This window comes from Salinispora tropica CNB-440 (assembly GCF_000016425.1).
Classification (GTDB): domain Bacteria; phylum Actinomycetota; class Actinomycetes; order Mycobacteriales; family Micromonosporaceae; genus Micromonospora; species Micromonospora tropica.
The window spans coordinates 2,286,701-2,303,953 of the sequence record NC_009380.1 but is presented as its reverse complement, the minus strand read 5'-3'; the positions used below and the strand labels follow the sequence as shown (position 1 = coordinate 2,303,953).

The following is a 17,253-nucleotide window of genomic DNA, read 5'->3' as shown; positions in this document are numbered from 1 at the left end:
CCGGTGTGACGGCTGAGGTACGGCCGCCGGGTCACTGTTCGTCCTTCCGGTCGGTCCGGCTCCCCTCCATTCGGCCCTGTTCACGGGCGGCGGCCACCGCCTGCGCCATCCCTCGGAGCCGCCGGCGTCGGGCAACGATCAGCAGCCAGACTGCGAGGGAGAATGGGACAAGTAGGGCTAGCTGCAACCAGGGCACCGCCCAGACGGTGACGTGCGTCGTGTCGCCCTGCGGTGGTGGGTCGAGGACCTGGTCGCCGACGGCAGCGGGGCTGATGGTGAGCTTCGTGGTCAGCCGGAACAACGGTGGCGCACCCGTCATTCGTACGGTGGTGGTCACTTCGCCGCCAGGCAGGATCTCCGGCAGGTCCCCCGCCTCCACGGAACGCCGGCCGAGGCCGAGCGGGCCGGCGACGTCGAGCGTAGGTCGGCCGGTGAGCCGAACGTTGCCGGTGTTGCGGACGGTGACGGTGGCGGTGAGCGTGCCTCCAACCAGGGGGTTGAGCGACCCGGCGTGCCGTACCCGAAGGTTCTCGACGGTCAACGCAGGTTGCAGCTCACCGGTGACCCGCAGGTAGATCCGGGTACCGACGCGGTGGTCGACGGCGACCTGGTTTCCCTGTGCGTCGGCCGCCGAGGTGGCGAGTGACGCGACGACCCCTCCGGCGTGGTCGCCCGGTGTGGCGTTCTCCGGCACGGCAAGGGTGAACGGAACATTCAGGCGGGACGTGGACGGGATGGTCACACTGCGTTGGGTGAAGCGGACCCAGGCGCCGACATCAGTGGGTTGCTGACCGCCGGCCAACAGGTCAAAGCCGCCGTCTCGGGTGGTGAAGGCGTCGCTGGCGTAGAGGTTCAGGGTGAGCGGACGCGTCGAGTGGTTGGTGACCGCGACGTAGTCGGTCAGCGTCGCGCCGGGGTCAAGCTTGTAGGTGAACGCCGGACGGCCGTTCGGGCCGTCCGGGCTCGACGGTGCCACGCCCCAGGTCACGGCGGACGGAGCCGACGACGGGCCCGGCGATGGCGCGGGTGGTGCCGGGGCAGCGCCGAGCAGGGCGATACCAGTGGCCATGGCGGCGAGCAGGCGCATGGGGCGACGGTTTCCGTTCCGTGGGGCGAGGGATGAGGCGGGGTGGGCGGGCGCGGCAACGCTCCGCCCACCCCGCAGCCGTCCGGGGGCGAGAGTCAGTGCCGGACCGCCGGAGCGGTCGGCACGGTTAGATCGCGGTAAGGGTGAGGGTCGCGGTGTAGGTTCCCGCGGCCGTCTCGGTGGGCAGGCTGAGCCGCAGCCCGGCACCCAGCTGGGCGGTGCCCCGCCCGGCGTCGTTCGGCGCCGAACCCAGAACCGCGCTGCTGCCGAGGCCGCCGCCGCTGCCGACGACGTACGGTGCCACCTCGGGACCGGCGATGACCCCCTGCCCGGCGCCCTGGGCCAGGACCCGGGGGGTCCAGCCGAGGTAGCCGGCGCTGAAGGTGGCGTCGTCGGGCCCGGCGAAGTCATCCGGGATCTGCCCGGACGCGCTCCAGCCCGGCTGACCGGCGCGGGTGTCGGTCACCGTGACCGGCCGAAGCTCACCGCTGCTCTCCCACCGGTCACCGGCGCTGTTGAGCTGGGCGGGTGGCAGCACCACGGCCCGGTCGTCCGGGTCGACGCTGATGACCAGGGAGCCCTGTGTCTCGTCGATCGACGCGGTGATCGTCTGCGAGCTCCCTGGCTCCGCGGGCGCGAACGCCACCCAGAGAATCACCGCCTCGCTGACAGCGGAAACCACGTCATCGTCGTCGTAGAGCTTGGCCACGTACTCGCAGGCGTTCAGCTCCCGGGTCGCGGTGAACGAGTAGCTGGCACCCGCTTCGCCCGTGATAATCGTCCAGTCAGACGCACCCGGGCACTTGCTGAACCAGTGGTACGAATCCAGCTCGGTCTGCGGCGTCTGCACGGCGGTGAGCGTGACGGTGTCGTTGGGCTGGTACTCGTCGGCCATGCCGCTGATCGACAGGCTGACCTCCGAGCCGTTACCGGGCAGTTCGCCGACGAGGAACGAATAGTCCACCGGCCCGGTGCTGATCGTGGTGCCGTCGGTCAGCCTCGCGTCGGCCTGGAACGTCAGCGTGTAGTCACCCAACGCGCTGAACGCCCAGTTCGAGTGCGCATGGGTGTGCACCGGCACGTCGATCGCGTCCGGGAGCCCGTCGTCCCCGCGGAATTTGATGATCGGACCGCCGAACGAATCCTGCGTGAACAGCGTGACGTTGCCCGGCCCCTGCGCCTCGACCAGGCTCAGTCGAACCGTGTCCCCCTCGAACACATCGGACTCGAGCGTCGTGGTGTTCCAACCCGGCCAGAGCAGGTCCGGGTCCTGGGTCATCGGCAGCAGCCAGATCTGGCTACCCGCCGGTCCGAGGAAGGCGAACCGGGAATCGTCCGGAACGGCCATCGCCGCCTCCGGCAGGACCTGGAACGTGACGTCCGCTGGATCCCTGACCACGGCCGGGCTGACCGTGTCGTCGTTGACCTTCAACGACAGCTCGCCGTCGCTGTAACGCACGTCGATCGCATCGGCGTGTCCTTTGGACAACACCGTCCTTTCTGCCGCTGACGCAGCAGTGGGTGCCAGCACCGTACCGAAGATCACCATCACCCCGGTTAGTAGGGCCGCGAAGCCGCGAGCCCTCATCGTCGCATTCATACCTCCCCTTTCACACCGCGCCCGAGCTGGACAACAGTAACGACAACGGTTTTCATTATTGCATCGTTGGTCGGCCAGTTCCATGCGGGGTTGGCGACGATCTCGACGGCACCCTGAACACGCGCGCAGGAGTCGTCGCGTGGGGCCGCGGTGCACCTCGCGCACCAGCGGTCAGGCCATCTCGGTGCGGGTCAGGCACTGCCGTCTACAGCTGGCTCACCACCGGCCAGGTACCCGCCACCTCGCCGAGCTCCGCTCGACGCTTGACCTTGCCCCTTGGGGAAGCAGCACCGTGGTCCGCGCCGGCACCGGGCCGGCACGAGGAGGATGGCACCGTGGGGCTGTTGACGATCGGCGCGTTCGCCCGAGCGGCGCGGCTGACACGAAGGCGCTGCGCCGGTACGACAAGGTGGGGCTGTTGCCGCCCACGGCGGTCGATTCCGAGTCCGGCTACCGGTTCTACGACCCGGAACAGTTGGCTCACGCCTGGCTGATCGCCCAGTTACGCCGCATCGGCATGCCGCTGGCCGAGATTCGTACCGTGTGCGACCTGAGGCCCGACGCGGCGGCCCGAGCGGTCAGCACCTACTGGCAACAGGCCACCGCCGACACCGCGACCCGCGCCCACCACGTCGCCAGACTCATCGAGCACCTGTCCCGACCGCCCTTGCCGGAGACCCGCTACCTGCTCTGCTCCGACGGCCTGTCCGCCGTCGTCAGCCGCGGCGATCTACACACCGCCCTCGCCGAAGCCGGCGAACCCGAGCCGACCGCGCAACGCCCGGCGCGGCCTGCTCCTGTTGCCCAACGGCGGGGCGGTGCGCAGTGACGGGGCGAGAACCCGATCCAGGCCCTGCCACAAGTGGAACTGGCGCAGGGCATGGAGCCGGGCTTCGTCGATGCCGTGGCCGAGGAATTCCTGCGGACAAAGAAGATCACCCACCTTTCTGCATCCATAAACATCGACCCGCGACGAGGCCGTCGACGTCTTCCAGTCGGACATACGACAAAGATCAACCAGAATGCCCTCGACCTGCCCATTGATAAGGGACGGTTTCTAGCTATCGGCAATCCGCGATCAAGCTACTGGTTGACGAACCCGGCCATCGACCCACCATCGGGCTCTACCGCCCATTGCCGATGCAACCGACACACCTCTACACTTCACCCTTTATCGATATCTGTCGACAGTCAGGACCATGAACATGCGCAAGCGAAGTCTCGCCCTGGCCTCCGTCATGACGGTACTCGGCCTGACGCTACCTAGTACGACCACAGTCGACAGTGCGGCTGGGCGCACCCTGCCCATCCCCGTCGATCCCCGCGGCGTCGGACTACGGCCGTTCACGGGTCAGCCGGCCACAGCCCACCCGATTGACACCGCGGAGGTACCGCAACATCCCTTCATGGCCGCCAACGGCACCAGCAACATGCATGGCGACGCCTACCAGACCGACGCATACCACAACCCTGGCCCTTCCGGGCCCGACCTGACGGTAAGCAGCCGATTGCAGGGCGGAGTGTGTCTCACGGTCACCTTCGACTCCAGGGGCCGGATCGTCACGGTCTGCATCACCCCGGGCCAGGCACCTCGGCTTCTCCTCCTGGATCCGGACACCCTCGACCCCATCACCACCCTGAGCCTGCCTGGCGCCGCCAGCGCCAGCCCCACCGATGCCGTCGGCGGCGCGTACTTCTACCTCGACAACCACGACCAGGCGATCATCCCCACCAACACCGGCGAGATCCTGGTCGTCGCCGTCCAGGGCGACCGCCTCGTGCCCCAGCGCAGCTACGACCTCACCCCCGCCATCGGCACCAGCGGCATCGTGTCGGCCCTGCCGGACTGGTCGGGACTGCTCTGGTTCGCCGCCGAGGACGGTACCGTCGGCACCCTTGACATGGCCAACGGTCGGATCGAAACACACGAATTCAATGGTGAGCAGATCACCAACAGCTTCGCCGTGGACGAGTCGGGCGGAGTCTTTGTCGTCAGCGACCACGCGCTCTACCGGTTCGACGCCACACCGAGCGGACGGCCCGAGGTCACCTGGCGCGCCCCCTACGACCGAGGAAGCCGACAGAAGCCGGGCCAGTTCAGCCACAGTAGCGGTACCACCCCCACCCTGATCGGCCCGGCGTCTGGCCCGGATGGGGGCTACGTGGCCATCACCGACAACGCCGATCCGGCCATGCGGGTTCTCGTGTTCGCCCGCGGCAAGAACGGGCCGACCGAAGTGTGCGCCCACCCGGTCTTTCCCGCCAACACCAGCGCCACCGAGAACAGCCTCGTCGCCGTCGGTGGTGACATCATCGTCGAGAACAACTACGGATACGAGTTCGACGGACGGGCGCTGCTCAAAGGGCTGGCCGGGGCCAGGCAGCCCGACACGGTGCCGGGTCTGACCCGGATACACGTCGACTACCCCGGCCGAAACTGCTCCGTCGACTGGTCCAACACGGTCGAGCGGATCCCGAGTGTGGTCAGTAAGGTCTCGCTGGCCAACGGGCTGCTGTACACCTACACCCACCCCTCCGCCGACGAGCTGGCGACCCGCCCCGGCGGCCAGTTGCTTGGACATCCGGACGCGTGGTACCTCACCGCGATCGACGTACGGTCCGGTGAACGGGTGTGGAGCCGGCTGGCCGGAGCCGGACCACTTGTCAACAACCACTACGCCCCGATCTCCATCGGACCCGACGGCGCCGCGTACATCGGTGCCGTCGGTGGCCTCATCCGCATCGCTGACAACTAACCCGGACGATTCGTGGTAGTCGCCGAGACCTGCTGTTCACCGGCGTGTGGATGAGCGGAAGTGCCTGACCTGCACGGGACACCTGTGATTGCGACATCTACAGGTTTCTCTTCAAGGGAGGGCACTTCCAAGTCACCGCGTAGGGCGTGGTCACGGGACCTGCGGGGGTCACCGCGGGCATCGGGGTTACGTCAGGTCGCGCCGAGGAGGTCCCACCGGTTGCCGGCGATGTCGAGAAAGACCGCGACTCGGCCATAGGGCTCGGTCCGCGGTTCCCGGACGAAGGTGACACCGGCCTCGGTCATCCGCCGGTAGGCAGCGTCGAAGTCGTCCACACGGAGGAAGAACCCGACCCGGCCGGCTACCTGGCTTCCGACAGCGGCACGCTGGTGTTCTCCGTCGGCGCGAGCGAGCAGAATCCCGGTCTGGGCACCTGGAGGCCGGACGACGACCCACCGCTTGGGTCGCCCGTCACTGGTCAGCGATGGCGAGTCCTCGACGAGGTCGAAGCCGAGCGCGACGGTGAAAAACGCGATCGCCGGATCGTACTCCGCGACGAGCAGGGTAACCACGTCAATCTGCACCATGGCAGCGTACGCGGGTCGTGTCCGCTCGCCACTCGAGTGCGCCGACAGCGGCTACTTCGTCAGTTTGACGGCGTCGGCTGTCTGGAGATCCTCGCGGCTGGCCGCCGTTCACCGACCGGGTCCGGGCGATTGAAGGCTGCGGCGGAGTCGATCGGTACCATCGCTCAGCGCCTGGTCGCCGACGGTTAGCCGATCCTGGACGTGCCCGCGAAGCTGTCCGCGCGAGTGCGGGTATTCGACACCGGTGGAGCCGCGAGACCGGACCGGTCGACGTGCACAGCATCGCGGTAGCCGGGCTGCGCAGTCCGGGGCAGGCATCAATTACCGCGATCACGGTGGTGCGCAGCTGCTCGTTGATCTCGCCGACGCAGTTCCGTGACACCGTTCACATGGTGCGCGCGGTTTCCTCGCCGGCTTCCAGGAACGGAGCGGGAGCCCGTAGGCGAAATTCGGTGGACAGCATCTGGATGTCCTGGACTCGGTCGATGCGGAAGGAACGGATGTCGCGCCGAAGCAGGTCCCATCCCAGCACGTACCAGACCGGCAGGTTGTAGTAGAGGAACTGGAGCTCGATCTCCCGCTCGGTGACGACGCCGTACCGGTCCTCGTAGCGCATCAGGGCGGTGCGGCACCGCGCGAATGCGTCGAGCAGCGCCTTCGTCACCGTTGACCGGGGCGCGGTGTAGCCGGCGACTACCTGCACGGACGCGGCCTGGCCGATCAGGATCCGCTGACGCAGCGCGAGGATCCGGCGGGCTTGCGCCGGTGCGAACGCCGCTGCGACCTTGCGAGTGATCGAGCGTAGGTCGTCCAACAACAGCGGAGAGCCGACCTTCTCGGCGATGGTGAGGCTGAGGAGCAGACCGAGCGCCTCAGACTCGTTGAGGTGCACCCGGCCAAGCGACCAACCGGGTTCGAGGCGCAGCCCGCCACCGGTCCCCCGGTCGCCCTCGACGGGAACTCCCATCTCCCGCAACAGCGCAAGGTCGCGGTGCAAGGTGCGCGTGCTGACCCCGAGCTCTCCTGCGAGGTCGGCGGCTGTCGTGCAGGCGCGCTCTGCCAGCAACGCCTTGAGCTTGTCGAGGCGCAGGACCCGGCTCTCCCGAGTCTGATCGTCGCTCATCCCCCAAATATGCCAGCCAGTGACATGTTGCTTCCTACCGTGGGTTCCACATGAAGGGAGAAGGACGGACATGCACATCGCACTGGCACCGTTCGGGCTCAAGACCGGGGTCTCCGAGGACGCTCTACTCGGCGCCTCCGACCGGTTCGAAGAGGAGTTCGTCAGCAAGCAGGACGGGATCATCAGGCGGGTCCTCGTCAAGGACAACGAAGGCGGCGGCTACGCCGACCTCGTGTTCTTTCGGGACCTGGAGTCGATCGCCCAGGTCGTCGAGGCAGAGCAGAACAGCGACGTCTGCTCCGCGTTCTTTTCGATCATGGACCACGACGGCTCACACCACACCTACGAGGTACTGAAAAGCTACGAACAATAGCGGCGGGGCGTCCCCTCAAGGACCAGCCCCTCACACGCAAGAAGTCGAGCTGCGGCTGCCGGCGACCCTGGTGTTCGACTACCCGGGCGGGCCGGCAGCCCCGCGTCCAGTGCGGCTGGCGCGGAGTGCTCGTTGTAATAGATCGCAACGTCGACCTCGCAGAACGCGTCAGCGAGTTCGCGCGGTGGCGCATCGGCCTTGCCGAAGTGAATGTCGAGGATGGCGGCACCTTCGACGCCGCGGAGGCACTGATCCTTCCGGTTCTGCGGGCGCTGCCGCCGGTAGCGATGGCATTCGTCGTCCGGATAGGGCTCGCCATCACCGCGGCAGGGGCGAGTCCGGCTCTTACCGCAGGGGGAGCAGCACGTTCTGCCATCCCGTCTGCCATCGACCCGCCTCCGGGGAGCAGGCCGGCGTGACCTCGCCCGGCATCCGACTGGCCATTGAGGGTCGGGTTCGGGGTGAGGTGGTCAGCCGGGCGGAGGCTAGTCCTGCCTCGATGGGGCGATTCGCGACCGTGCCGACAGGAGGTCGGCCACGGCTACCGCGCTGTCCGGGTGTTGGGTGAGAAGTGCCGCTACCTCGGTGCCGGCACGTTGGTCGTGTCGTCGCCATGGGTTGGAGCAGCCGAGCAGTGCGGCGATCGCATCGACGGAATCGGGATGGTCGGTCAGCAGGCCGACAACCGGCCCCGCCGGCACGACCGGCGGGGCCGGTGCCGGGGTGGTTGTGGCCCAGGGCGGCACCCAGGTGTCCAGCGCGGGCAGGGTGCCGGGGAAGGTGTTTGCCGCCTCGCGGATCAGCAGTGGTACCAGCTCCGAGCCGTGCTCGCGCAGCGTATTGATGAGAGTGGGCAGCCAGGGCAGCAGGATCGGGTCGGGCAGCTGAGCGAACGCGGTCGACATCAGCTCGACCACAAACGACGCCAGCCCGGGTACCGAGTCGAGGGCCTGCACGAAGCCGGAGAGGTACCGCGGAAAGATCGGCACCACCAGCGGGTTGGCCAGCAGATCGGCGCAGCGGGCGCGCAGTTCGGCGAGGGGCAGCAGGCCCAGCTGGTGTCGGGCCGACCAGTGCAGAGCCACCTTTGCGGGTGCCTCCGGGTGTGCCTGCGCAACGGCGAGTTCGAGCTGCGTGCGGTCGCAGCCGAGGGACAGCGCCAGGTTCTCCATGCTGAACAGGAAGCCGAGCATGGCACCGACCTGCCGGACCCCGGCCTGCTCGTCGACGAACGCGCTCGGCAGCAGGGTGCAGTAGTGCGTGTAGCCGGCGGCCACGAACGCCTCGCACCAGGCCGGTAGAGCCGTCGCAGTGGCGCGGTAGTGGGCCAGTAGCCGGCGGATGCGGCGCAGCACGTTCGGGGCGTCGTCGACAGTGCGTTCGGCGGCGAGTAGCTCCACGGCCCGAGCGCCGAGTTCGTCGACCAGACGAGGACTATCGAGCAGTCGGATGGCGTCCTCGATCGCCGCCAGAGCTCCGGCAGCAGTCGCCTGCGCCCCGCGTACCACGCGACGCAGCCGCTGCTCCAGCACCTGCTCCACGGTGACGCCCTCGTAGCCCAGCTCGATCAGGGCCCGTTGGTTACGGCCGAGAGCGACATCCCAACTCTCCTGGATGGAGCGGTGACCCAGCCGCCGCTCCCCCATGATCGGACGAAGGGCATCGTGCGGGAGCAGGTACCGCAGCATCCAGAGCAGATCGGAGCAGGGCGCCAGTCGCGAGTCGGCGTGCAGGTCGAGCAGGGCCCGCTGGATGGTGCGCTTCTCCAGGTCCAAACCGAGCGGGCGGAGACGTTCGAGGACATCGCGGGCCAGCGGTGGGAGGGCCTCGTAGCCGACCTGGCCGACTCGGTCGCCGCCGAGCAGGATCTCGCAGAGCCGGCGGACGTCCCGCCGGCCGGGGACGACGTCCTTCTCGATGCAGGTGACCGCGGCGTCGGCAAAGTCGTACGGGGTGGGACGGGTCCGACTGCGTAGGCCGGCGAGGAGGATGGAGGTCTCGTAGACGGCGATCGCGTCGGCGGTGCTGGCAAGGTAGCCGTTGCGTCGGGCGAGCCGAACGATGTCAACGCACCAGCCGCGGAGCTCCGTCTCGTCGAGGCCGTTGAGCTCGGGTGGTGCGGCGAGAAATCCGGAGAGCCGGTCGGGGAGACCGGTGGCAGGCGCGGCGATGCCCCGCCCGCCACGGCCGCGAGTACGGGTACCGCGCTGCGCGTCCAGCCGGTACGGGGTGAGCCCCGAGCGCTTCAGCGCCTTCGTCCAGGTCGCCGCGGCGATGGAGACCGAGCCGGGGGCCAGGCCGAACTGCGCCTCGATGGCGGAATGGCTAGTGCAGCCCCGCATAAGTTCTTGACGGGTCGTGCGGGGTTGGTTGTCAGTCGTCTTCGTCGTTGAGGGGCTGATCGGCGATGCCGGTCAGGTGCAGTCGTATGGCGCAGTCGAGGGCGTCTTGTGGGCTGCCTTCGGGGTGTCCGTCGGGGAGCAGGCTGTGGGTGTAGGTGTCGGTGGCCGGGTCGTGGAGGGCGAAGCCGTAGACGTCGTCGAAGCCGAGGTATTCGAGGCGGCAGACGGGTACGCCGTCGTCTTCACTGGTCCAGGCGGTGACGTAGCCGTGGCTGCCGCGCCAGCGGATGGTGACTTCTTCCAGGCCGGGCCAGACCTGTGAGGCGTGGTGGTCGAGGTCGGCGGCGAGGTCGTCCTTGACGCGTTTGCTGGGTACGGGCACGGCGTCCAGTGTGATCAACTCCGGGCGTGTCGTCACCTGCCGACACGCCCGTTCCTGCGGCATCGTCCATGATCGTCACCTTCGTCGATCATGGAATGAGGGCTTGCCGCTGATGGCCAGGCTGCAACCTGTCGACCGGGTCCAGCTGACCCGGCGCCGCCGCAAGGCCCTGACCCGAATCGCCGGGCAGTCCAGCGCACAGTTCCGGCAGGTCCGCCGGGCCCGGATCCTGCTCGCCGCCGCGAACCGGGTCCCGAACGCGCAGATCGCCCGGCAGGTCGGCTGCACGGTGGCCACCGTGCGTAAGACCCGCCGCGACTACCGCACCCGGGGCATGCGCGCCCTTAACGACCGGCCCCGCCCGGGACGCCCGCCGCTCTACGACATCGACGTACACCTGCTGATCATCGCGACCGCGACCAGTGAGCCACCCGACACCGACGCCCAATGGACCCACCCGCTGATCGCCGGGCACCTGCGGCAGCGGCACGGCATCGCGATCTCCGCCAGCCAGGTCGGGCGGATCCTGGCCGGTGTCGACATCAAACCGCACCGAGTCCGGGGCTGGCTCAACCGGCCCGACGATCCCGGCTTCTTCGCCCGTGCCGAGCAGATCTGCACTCTCTACCAGCATGTTCCCGCCGGCACGGTACTGCTCAGCGTGGACGAGAAGACCGGTATTCAGGCCAAGTCACGCCGATACCGGACCCGCCGCGCGGGGCACCGCCGCCCGGAACGCCGCGAGTTCGAGTACCGCCGACACGGCACCGTCTCACTGATGGCCGCCCTCGACGTCTCCGACGGCACCGTCCGGCCGAAGATCATCGACCGCAACAACTCCGACGCCTTCCTCGACTTCCTCACCGAGATCGACCTCGAAACCCCTGCCCACCTGCGGATTCACCTGGTCCTGGACAACGGGTCCAGTCACACCTCGAAAGCCACCCGGGCCTGGCTGGCCGCACGCCCGAGGTTCAGCGTGACCTACACCCCGAAACACGCGTCCTGGCTGAACATAGTGGAACTGGTCTTCTCGATCCTGACCCGCAGGCTACTGCGTCGCGGCGAGTTCACCTCCCGCGAGCACCTCGCCAACAAGATCCTCAAGTTCTTCACCCACTACAACCGGACCGCGAAACCCTTCCGCTGGACCTACGACGGCCGCCCCCTCAAGGCCGCATGACCCGTCAAGAACTTATGCGGGGCTGCACTAGACGGGATGAGCCCGTACCGCCAGCGGGTGCCGGTGCGGGGGCTGATTTCGTAGGCGGGGGCGTCGGAGGTGAGGCCAAACTGCTCGACCTGACTGGCCGCGTGGAAGGCGCCGCAGACGTAGAGGCAGTGGCCGGGGTCGACATCGGAGGCGGCGAGGTGTTCGCGCATCCGCGTCCACATGTACCGCTCACGCTCCTCGTCGCGGTCCAGCCGCTCGGGACGGGCCGGGCGTAGCCGACGGAACAGGCTGCCGATGAGGACCATCACCTGCCGGTAGGTGTCATGGTCGGCATCGGCGAGGGGCTGCTCGACGTACTGGTCCCACCACTCCGACCAGTGCCGCACCTTGCCGTGGTGCAGCAGGTGCGCCTCTAGCTCCGCGAATCCGGGGCGCAAGTCACCGATCTCCACGCCCACCGCGTCACCGTGCAGGGCAGCGTCGTCGCCGGGCCGGCCTGCCTCCTCGCTTGCCGGAAGAGCGCCATCCGGCCGGGCTTCCGGGGTGTGGGGCAGCCACTGGAAGACGTGGTCGGTGGACCGGTCCACCAACACCAGCTCCACCCCGGGTGTTTCGAGGGCGTACACGATGGCCTGGTATTCGGCGGAGGCCTCGGTGATCGGTGCGACGACGCTGAGCGGGCCCCACTCGCGCGGGTGGCCGTCCAACTCGGAGGCGAACGCCTGCACCGCCACCGGAAGCCGGCAGTTGCCCAGTTCACCCAGCAGTGGTTGCAGGTCCTCGCAGAGTTCCAGATAGATCACCCGGGGCTGCTTCTCGCGCAGCCTGCGCACCATGGCCAGCGCGGAGGCCGGCGAGTGGTGGCACACCGGGAAGATCTCCAGCGGCACAGCGAGGGCCCGGTCGACGTCGTCGACCATGCCCGTGAGGATGCCGGCGAGCGCGTCCGGGGAGTCGGCGAAGGCAGCGGCGGCGGCGGTGAGCTGTTGGCGCAGACCCGTGAAGGAGCCACCTGCGGTGGGCGCGGTCACGACAGAGCGGCAATCGCTTGGCGGCCGCCGTCGAGGAAGTCCTCCCACCCACCGCCGTCTTGCTTGGCCCGAGGCTCCACCACCCCGTGCAGGTACTTGTTGAGGATCGCCAGGTCCTCCGGGCTTCGCCGGGCCAACGACCCCATCAGCGACCCGGCCAGGGTTTCGGCACGCAACGCCCGGTCGCCGAAGAACTGGCTGTGCAGGATGGCGTCCTCCAGCACGCCGATCTGCTCCGCCGTGGACAGCGCCGACTCGAGCTTCTCGTCGTCGCTGGTCGCCCCCGCAGCAGCCGTACGTAGATCGGCGAAGCTCTGCAGCAAGATGTCCAGCAGGGTGGGCGGAACCTCCACCTCGATGCGGTGCCGACGCAGCAGCTCCTCGGTGCGAAACCGGACGATCTCGGCCTCGCTACGTTTGTTGGTCACCACCGGGATCCGGACGAAGTTGAACCGTCGCTTCAACGCCGAGGACAGGTCGTTGACCCCGCGGTCACGGCTGTTCGCGGTCGCGATGATGGAAAAGCCCGGCTTGGCGAAGACGATGTTGTCATGGTCCAGCTCGGGAATCGAGACGTACTTCTCCGACAGGATGGAGATGAGCGCGTCCTGTACGTCGCTGGTGGAGCGGGTCAGCTCCTCGAAGCGGCCGATGACGCCCTGCTCCATCGCCGTCATGATCGGTGACGGGATCATCGACTCTCGGGACTGCCCCCGGCCGATGACCATGGACACGTTCCACGAGTACTTGACGTGGTCCTCCGTGGTGCCGGCGGTACCCTGCACGACCAGCGTCGAGTTGCGGCAGATCGCCGCGGCCAGCAGCTCGGCCAGCCAGCTCTTGCCGGTGCCGGGATCACCGATAAGCAGCAGACCCCGGTCGGAGGCCAGGGTGACGATGCTGCGCTCGACGAAGCTGCGGTCGCCGAACCACTTCTGCGGGATCACCCGGTCCAGCCCGTCGGCGCGTTCGGAGCCGAGGACGAATAGCCGGACCATACGTGGGCTGAGCCGCCAGGAAAACGGCTTCGAATCGGTGTCGACCGACGCCAGGTAGTCGAGTTCATCGGCGTACTTGACCTCAACGGGGGCACGCAGCATCTCGGACATGAGGGGTTGGACTCCTAGGTGAGAAAGCTCTTGAGCTCGAAGACGAGTTTGCGGATGTGACCCGAGATCACGGGGGTGCCCAGGTCCTTGAAGCGTTGCCGGAACCAGGGATTGACGCTCTGCTGCCCGGAGCTGTTGACTGAGCCGACCGGGATGAATCGCACGCCGGAACGGTGCACGGCTTCGATGCCGTCGAACAAGGGCTGCGATCGGTCGAACTCGTAGAAGTCCGAAATCCACACCATGACGGTGTTCCGCGGTTCGGCGATCTTGGGCCGGGCCATCGCCATGGCGACCGGACCGTCGTTGCCGCCACCCAGTTTGGTGCGCAGCAGAACCTCGAACGGGTCGCGCACCCACGGGGTCAGGTCCAACGCCTGTGTGTCGTACGCGATCAGATGCACATCCACCTTGGGTAGCCCGGCGAAGATCGACGCCAGGATCGTACAGTTGACCATCGAGTCGACCATCGAGCCTGACTGGTCCACCACCACGATCAGCCGAGCCGGTGTCGTACGGCGGGCCGTACGCCGGTAGTAGAGGCGATCGACGTAGAGCCGCTGGTCCTCGGGGCTCCAGTTGGTCAGGTTCTGCCAGATGGTGCGATCCAGGTCGAGGTTACGGAACACCCGCTTCGGCGGCACCGACCTGTCGATGGTTCCGACGCTGGTCTGCTCCACCTGCGTGCGCAGCACCTCGGCAACCTCGTCGACAAACCGGCGGATCAGCGCCTTGGCGTTGGCCAGCGCTACCCCGGACAGGTTCGCCTTGTCCCGCAACAACTGCTCGATCAGCGACATGCTCGGCGTGAGCCGGCTGGCCAGCGCCGGGTCGGCGAGCACCTCGCGCAGATGCATCCGGCGTACCAGGTCGCCCTCCAGCGCGGCGAGAGCACCACCCAGCCCCGTCCCGCCCTGCCGGCGCAGCTCGCCCGGCTCGGCACCGAGCGCCTGCTCAAACCAGCCGGCGTCGGACTGCCACCGGGCCAGCTCGCTGGCGCTGACCGGCCCGGTGCCGGCGGCGAACACGTTGAGCAGCACCTTCGACACCAGCGCGGCCCGCCGCACCTCGGCTGGGCCGGGTTCCGGTGTGGCGGTGCCGTCGGCCACTGGTGCGTGCTCGGCAGGGGTGAGCAGGCCGCGCAGCTCCGCGGCGAGCGACGGGTAGCGCTGGACCACAGTGTCCACCGAGACGGCCGGGTCCAGCAGCGCGGCGGGCAGCCCCAGGTCCTCGACCACGGCCAGGCTCGCCGCTTCCAGCGTAGGCTGCTCGGTCGGGTCGAAGAGCCGGGCCAGTAACCGCCAGTAGAGCACCTGCCGCCGATTCTCGTCGGCACGATCGTGATGGTCGAGGGTCATCGGCGCAGCAACCGTCCCGCCCGTTCCCGCAACACCATCACGGCGTCGCCCGCCTTCGCGTCGGCCTTCGCGACCTTTGCGTCGGTGACCCCGCACGCCCAGTCGCCGGTGTACACGGCGACGACCTTGCGCTTGACGGTGGCCTGCACCGCCACCGGCTGCAACAGCCAACGACCGGCGTCCCACCGCAGCAGCCCGAGACACGCCGACGAGGCGGCGACCAACTCCGGGGTGAGCGGACCGCAGGAGGGCAGTCGGTCGACCGCCACAGCGAGCTGGTGGCCGTCCTGCTCCATCGTGAGCCCGCCCTCCCGGTCGCTGACCGCATACCCTTCAATCAAGACAGGCTCGGCGATCGCAGCCGGGTGCCGGTCCACCGGATGCGATGCCGCCGCCAAGGCACCCGGCAGCAGGACCCGCGCCGCGGCGAATGGATCGACCGGCTCGTCGAGCCGCGCCCGATCGTCCTGCCAGTGCACGTCCGCACCCCGCATCGGCAGATCCGTCACCATGACAGCGCACCGCTGCGCCAGCGCCGCCAGCAGGACGGGTTGCGCCGACAGCAGCCGCCACAGCGCCGGACCGACGATGCTGTCCACCTTCGCGGCGCCCACCGCCGTACGGACCAGCCGGGGCGACCCGCCGCCGGCCGGCTCGAGAAGTGCGTGCACCTGGATCTGCACCGCGGTGTCGTGTTCGTGCACGTCCACCGCCAGCGGCAGCAGCCGCCCCGAAGCCCGTTCGGCGACGCCGAGGGCAGCATCGCCGGCGGCGGTGTCCTGGGCGAGCAGCACACCACGGGCCCATAGGTCGGCCCAGCGGCGCTGTGGCACCTGCGACATCATGGCAACCGGCACGCAGGCCCGCAGCTCAGCGGCGAGGCCGTCGAGCAGCACCGCGAGCCGCCGCAGTTCAGGCACGGCCAGCACCGCCTCAACCGCCGTCCCGGCCCCGGCCACCAACTCGTGGTCAACGCCGCGCCACCCGGTCACCGCCACCTCGGACAACCATGCGCGTACCCCGGCCAGGGCCGGCGACGCCTCGACGGGTACGGCGGCCGGGACCGGCGCCCACGGCGCGCGACTGCGGCCCAACGCGACGTCGACCTGCTCAAGCAGCGCATCGTGCACCGCTCCGAGCACCGCCGACCGCGCTCCAGCAAGCGCAGCGACATACTCCTGGGTTCCCGAACCAGCGATGATCTTGTCGACCGCCTCGCCGACCAGGTTCGCCAACGGGGTGGTCGCCAGCGCGCCGGCCAGGCCGGCCAGCGCCGTCGCGTCCTCCTCGCCGACCCGGGCCAGGCCTCGGGTCAGGGCGGCATCAACGCCTGCCACCAGGTTGAGGGCGTCGGTCAGCCCGGCCGGATGACCAGCGGTGAGGGCGGCGATCTGCGTTCCGCGCATCAGCGAGCCACCCTGGTCGACGGGAACCAGTGCAGCTCGGGCAGCGGCGTGGTGCTGCCCGGCACCTCCAGGTAGGACAGGTGACGTAGAAACCGGCTGAATACCACCGCTGCCGAGCTCGGCTCGTGCCGCGAGTCCAGGCCGTGCAGCAGCTCCGCGCCGGTGTTCACCTCAGCGTCGGGCTCGACTCGCAGGTAGCGGGCCACCCGATCGAGCCCGTACTGCAACACCGCCTCATTGGCCAGAGTCTCCAGGTGCTTGCACGGCGCGCCGCGGAGGCCCCCGCATGGCCGGTTGTTGTTGGTGCTGCAGTGGTAGGCATGGGTGCTGGCTGTGATCGACGAAACGTACACCCGCCCGATATCTGACCCGCTGGACACCACGCCCTGCAGCCGCCCATCGGCCAGCTCCACGAACGGCACCTTCACCAGCTTGCGGGGCCGGGCGGGAGCCACCACCCGCACCATACTTCGCCGCGCCCACCCAACATCGTCAACATCCGCCACCTTTCGACCTCCCCGCCCGCCGTGCACCGAACTCTCCCATGACCATTCCGACGCCGGAGTCAGCCCGCCGCCGTACGGCACGACAGGGACTATGGATTCCGGGTACGACAAGATCCGGCGGACGTCGACACACCAGGCAGGGACGCCGGGAGGAGATGGGAGGAACCGACCAGGCCACCTGGCGGCTCGACGACCGCGTCCACGCCGAACGTGACCGCCGCGCCGCGCCGTCGCCCGATGGGCCAACAACACCGCCGACCTACGCCGGCACGCCGGCCCGATCACCGCCCATACTGAGCTCCCTTGCGGCTCGCACCACCGGTGGATGATCCGATAGTGGTCACCATGGTTTCGCTCGGTGGGTCGGTTGCCGCACTCCGCCGGTGTACCGCTTAGCAGCGCAGTCGATCGGCCCCGAC

Annotated in this window: 12 protein-coding genes and 3 pseudogenes; 4 read left to right on the top strand and 11 right to left on the bottom strand. The window is 68.6% G+C overall.

The features are described from left to right. Positions 1 to 31: 31 nt before the first annotated feature. Together STROP_RS10240 and STROP_RS10235 are read right to left on the bottom strand one after the other, a co-directional pair. Positions 32 to 1,087, bottom strand: coding sequence for a WxL protein peptidoglycan domain-containing protein (locus STROP_RS10240; RefSeq protein ID WP_043535328.1), 1,056 nt, complete (start codon positions 1,085 to 1,087; stop codon positions 32 to 34). Positions 1,088 to 1,214: 127 nt separating this feature from the next. Then, positions 1,215 to 2,675 carry a choice-of-anchor M domain-containing protein gene (locus STROP_RS10235; protein ID WP_011905913.1) on the bottom strand — a complete coding sequence of 487 codons (1,461 nt, stop codon included), beginning with the start codon at positions 2,673 to 2,675 and terminating at the stop codon, positions 1,215 to 1,217. 347 nt (positions 2,676 to 3,022) lie between these two features. Here STROP_RS10235 and STROP_RS26365 point away from each other — a divergent pair. Together STROP_RS26365 and STROP_RS10225 are read left to right on the top strand one after the other, a co-directional pair. Next, positions 3,023 to 3,393 (top strand): annotated as a pseudogene (locus STROP_RS26365) (MerR family transcriptional regulator); the annotation flags it as partial. Between the two features lie 499 nt (positions 3,394 to 3,892). Further along, complete coding sequence (locus STROP_RS10225) at positions 3,893 to 5,443, top strand: hypothetical protein (RefSeq protein WP_011905911.1); 1,551 nt, start codon at positions 3,893 to 3,895, stop codon at positions 5,441 to 5,443. Positions 5,444 to 5,634: 191 nt separating this feature from the next. On the opposite strand, the gene STROP_RS10220 is transcribed toward STROP_RS10225, so the two are convergent. Together STROP_RS10220 and STROP_RS10215 are read right to left on the bottom strand one after the other, a co-directional pair. Then, positions 5,635 to 6,027: a VOC family protein gene (locus STROP_RS10220; protein WP_026275475.1), complete on the bottom strand. Its 393-nt coding sequence runs from the start codon at positions 6,025 to 6,027 to the stop codon at positions 5,635 to 5,637. 388 nt (positions 6,028 to 6,415) lie between these two features. Further along, positions 6,416 to 7,153, bottom strand: a complete 738-nt coding sequence (locus tag STROP_RS10215; RefSeq protein WP_011905909.1) for a helix-turn-helix transcriptional regulator — start codon at positions 7,151 to 7,153, stop codon at positions 6,416 to 6,418. Positions 7,154 to 7,223: 70 nt separating this feature from the next. On the opposite strand from STROP_RS10215, the gene STROP_RS10210 reads away from it, so the two are divergent. Next, on the top strand, positions 7,224 to 7,526 hold the full coding sequence (locus STROP_RS10210; RefSeq protein WP_011905908.1) for a hypothetical protein: 303 nt from the start codon (positions 7,224 to 7,226) through the stop codon (positions 7,524 to 7,526). Positions 7,527 to 8,011: 485 nt separating this feature from the next. Here STROP_RS10210 and STROP_RS10205 read toward each other — a convergent pair. Further along, positions 8,012 to 9,856: pseudogene (locus STROP_RS10205) on the bottom strand (DUF5682 family protein); the annotation flags it as partial. A 43-nt stretch (positions 9,857 to 9,899) separates the two neighbouring features. Then, a complete protein-coding gene (locus STROP_RS25135; protein WP_011905905.1) occupies positions 9,900 to 10,313 on the bottom strand; it encodes a hypothetical protein in 414 nt (137 codons plus the stop codon). A gap of 49 nt (positions 10,314 to 10,362) precedes the next feature. Here STROP_RS25135 and STROP_RS10195 point away from each other — a divergent pair, with 49 nt between their 5' ends. Further along, complete coding sequence (locus STROP_RS10195) at positions 10,363 to 11,433, top strand: IS630 family transposase (RefSeq protein WP_011905904.1); 1,071 nt, start codon at positions 10,363 to 10,365, stop codon at positions 11,431 to 11,433. Positions 11,434 to 11,459: 26 nt separating this feature from the next. On the opposite strand, the pseudogene STROP_RS10190 reads toward STROP_RS10195, so the two are convergent. The 5 genes and pseudogenes from STROP_RS10190 to STROP_RS10170 form a co-directional block, all read right to left on the bottom strand. Further along, positions 11,460 to 12,455, bottom strand: a pseudogene (locus STROP_RS10190) (DUF5682 family protein); the annotation flags it as partial. Then, entirely contained in the window at positions 12,452 to 13,564 is a 1,113-nt protein-coding gene (locus STROP_RS10185; protein ID WP_011905902.1) for an ATP-binding protein, read from the bottom strand. The gene STROP_RS10185 and the pseudogene STROP_RS10190, both read right to left, overlap by 4 nt. Before the next feature lie 14 nt (positions 13,565 to 13,578). Beyond that, on the bottom strand, positions 13,579 to 14,922 hold the full coding sequence (locus tag STROP_RS10180; RefSeq protein WP_011905901.1) for a VWA domain-containing protein: 1,344 nt from the start codon (positions 14,920 to 14,922) through the stop codon (positions 13,579 to 13,581). Further along, complete coding sequence (locus STROP_RS10175) at positions 14,919 to 16,328, bottom strand: hypothetical protein (RefSeq protein ID WP_011905900.1); 1,410 nt, start codon at positions 16,326 to 16,328, stop codon at positions 14,919 to 14,921. The genes STROP_RS10180 and STROP_RS10175 overlap by 4 nt, the downstream gene beginning before the upstream one ends. Continuing rightward, positions 16,328 to 16,795: a hypothetical protein gene (locus STROP_RS10170; RefSeq protein WP_026275474.1), complete on the bottom strand. Its 468-nt coding sequence runs from the start codon at positions 16,793 to 16,795 to the stop codon at positions 16,328 to 16,330. The genes STROP_RS10175 and STROP_RS10170 overlap by 1 nt, the downstream gene beginning before the upstream one ends. Positions 16,796 to 17,253 lie beyond the last annotated feature (458 nt).

Excerpts from the sequence above, each read along its gene's own strand:
- STROP_RS10175 (WP_011905900.1), bottom strand. The coding sequence starts at position 16,328 with ATGCGCGGAACGCAGATCGCCGCCCTCACCGCTGGTCATCCGGCCGGG.
- STROP_RS10195 (WP_011905904.1), top strand. The coding sequence starts at position 10,363 with ATGGCCAGGCTGCAACCTGTCGACCGGGTCCAGCTGACCCGGCGCCGC.
- STROP_RS10215 (WP_011905909.1), bottom strand. The coding sequence starts at position 7,153 with ATGAGCGACGATCAGACTCGGGAGAGCCGGGTCCTGCGCCTCGACAAG.
- STROP_RS10170 (WP_026275474.1), bottom strand. The coding sequence starts at position 16,795 with ATGGTGCGGGTGGTGGCTCCCGCCCGGCCCCGCAAGCTGGTGAAGGTG.
- STROP_RS10180 (WP_011905901.1), bottom strand. The coding sequence starts at position 14,922 with ATGACCCTCGACCATCACGATCGTGCCGACGAGAATCGGCGGCAGGTG.
- STROP_RS10210 (WP_011905908.1), top strand. The coding sequence starts at position 7,224 with ATGCACATCGCACTGGCACCGTTCGGGCTCAAGACCGGGGTCTCCGAG.
- STROP_RS10240 (WP_043535328.1), bottom strand. The coding sequence starts at position 1,087 with ATGCGCCTGCTCGCCGCCATGGCCACTGGTATCGCCCTGCTCGGCGCT.
- STROP_RS25135 (WP_011905905.1), bottom strand. The coding sequence starts at position 10,313 with ATGCCGCAGGAACGGGCGTGTCGGCAGGTGACGACACGCCCGGAGTTG.
- STROP_RS10225 (WP_011905911.1), top strand. The coding sequence starts at position 3,893 with ATGCGCAAGCGAAGTCTCGCCCTGGCCTCCGTCATGACGGTACTCGGC.
- STROP_RS10185 (WP_011905902.1), bottom strand. The coding sequence starts at position 13,564 with ATGTCCGAGATGCTGCGTGCCCCCGTTGAGGTCAAGTACGCCGATGAA.
- STROP_RS10235 (WP_011905913.1), bottom strand. The coding sequence starts at position 2,675 with ATGAGGGCTCGCGGCTTCGCGGCCCTACTAACCGGGGTGATGGTGATC.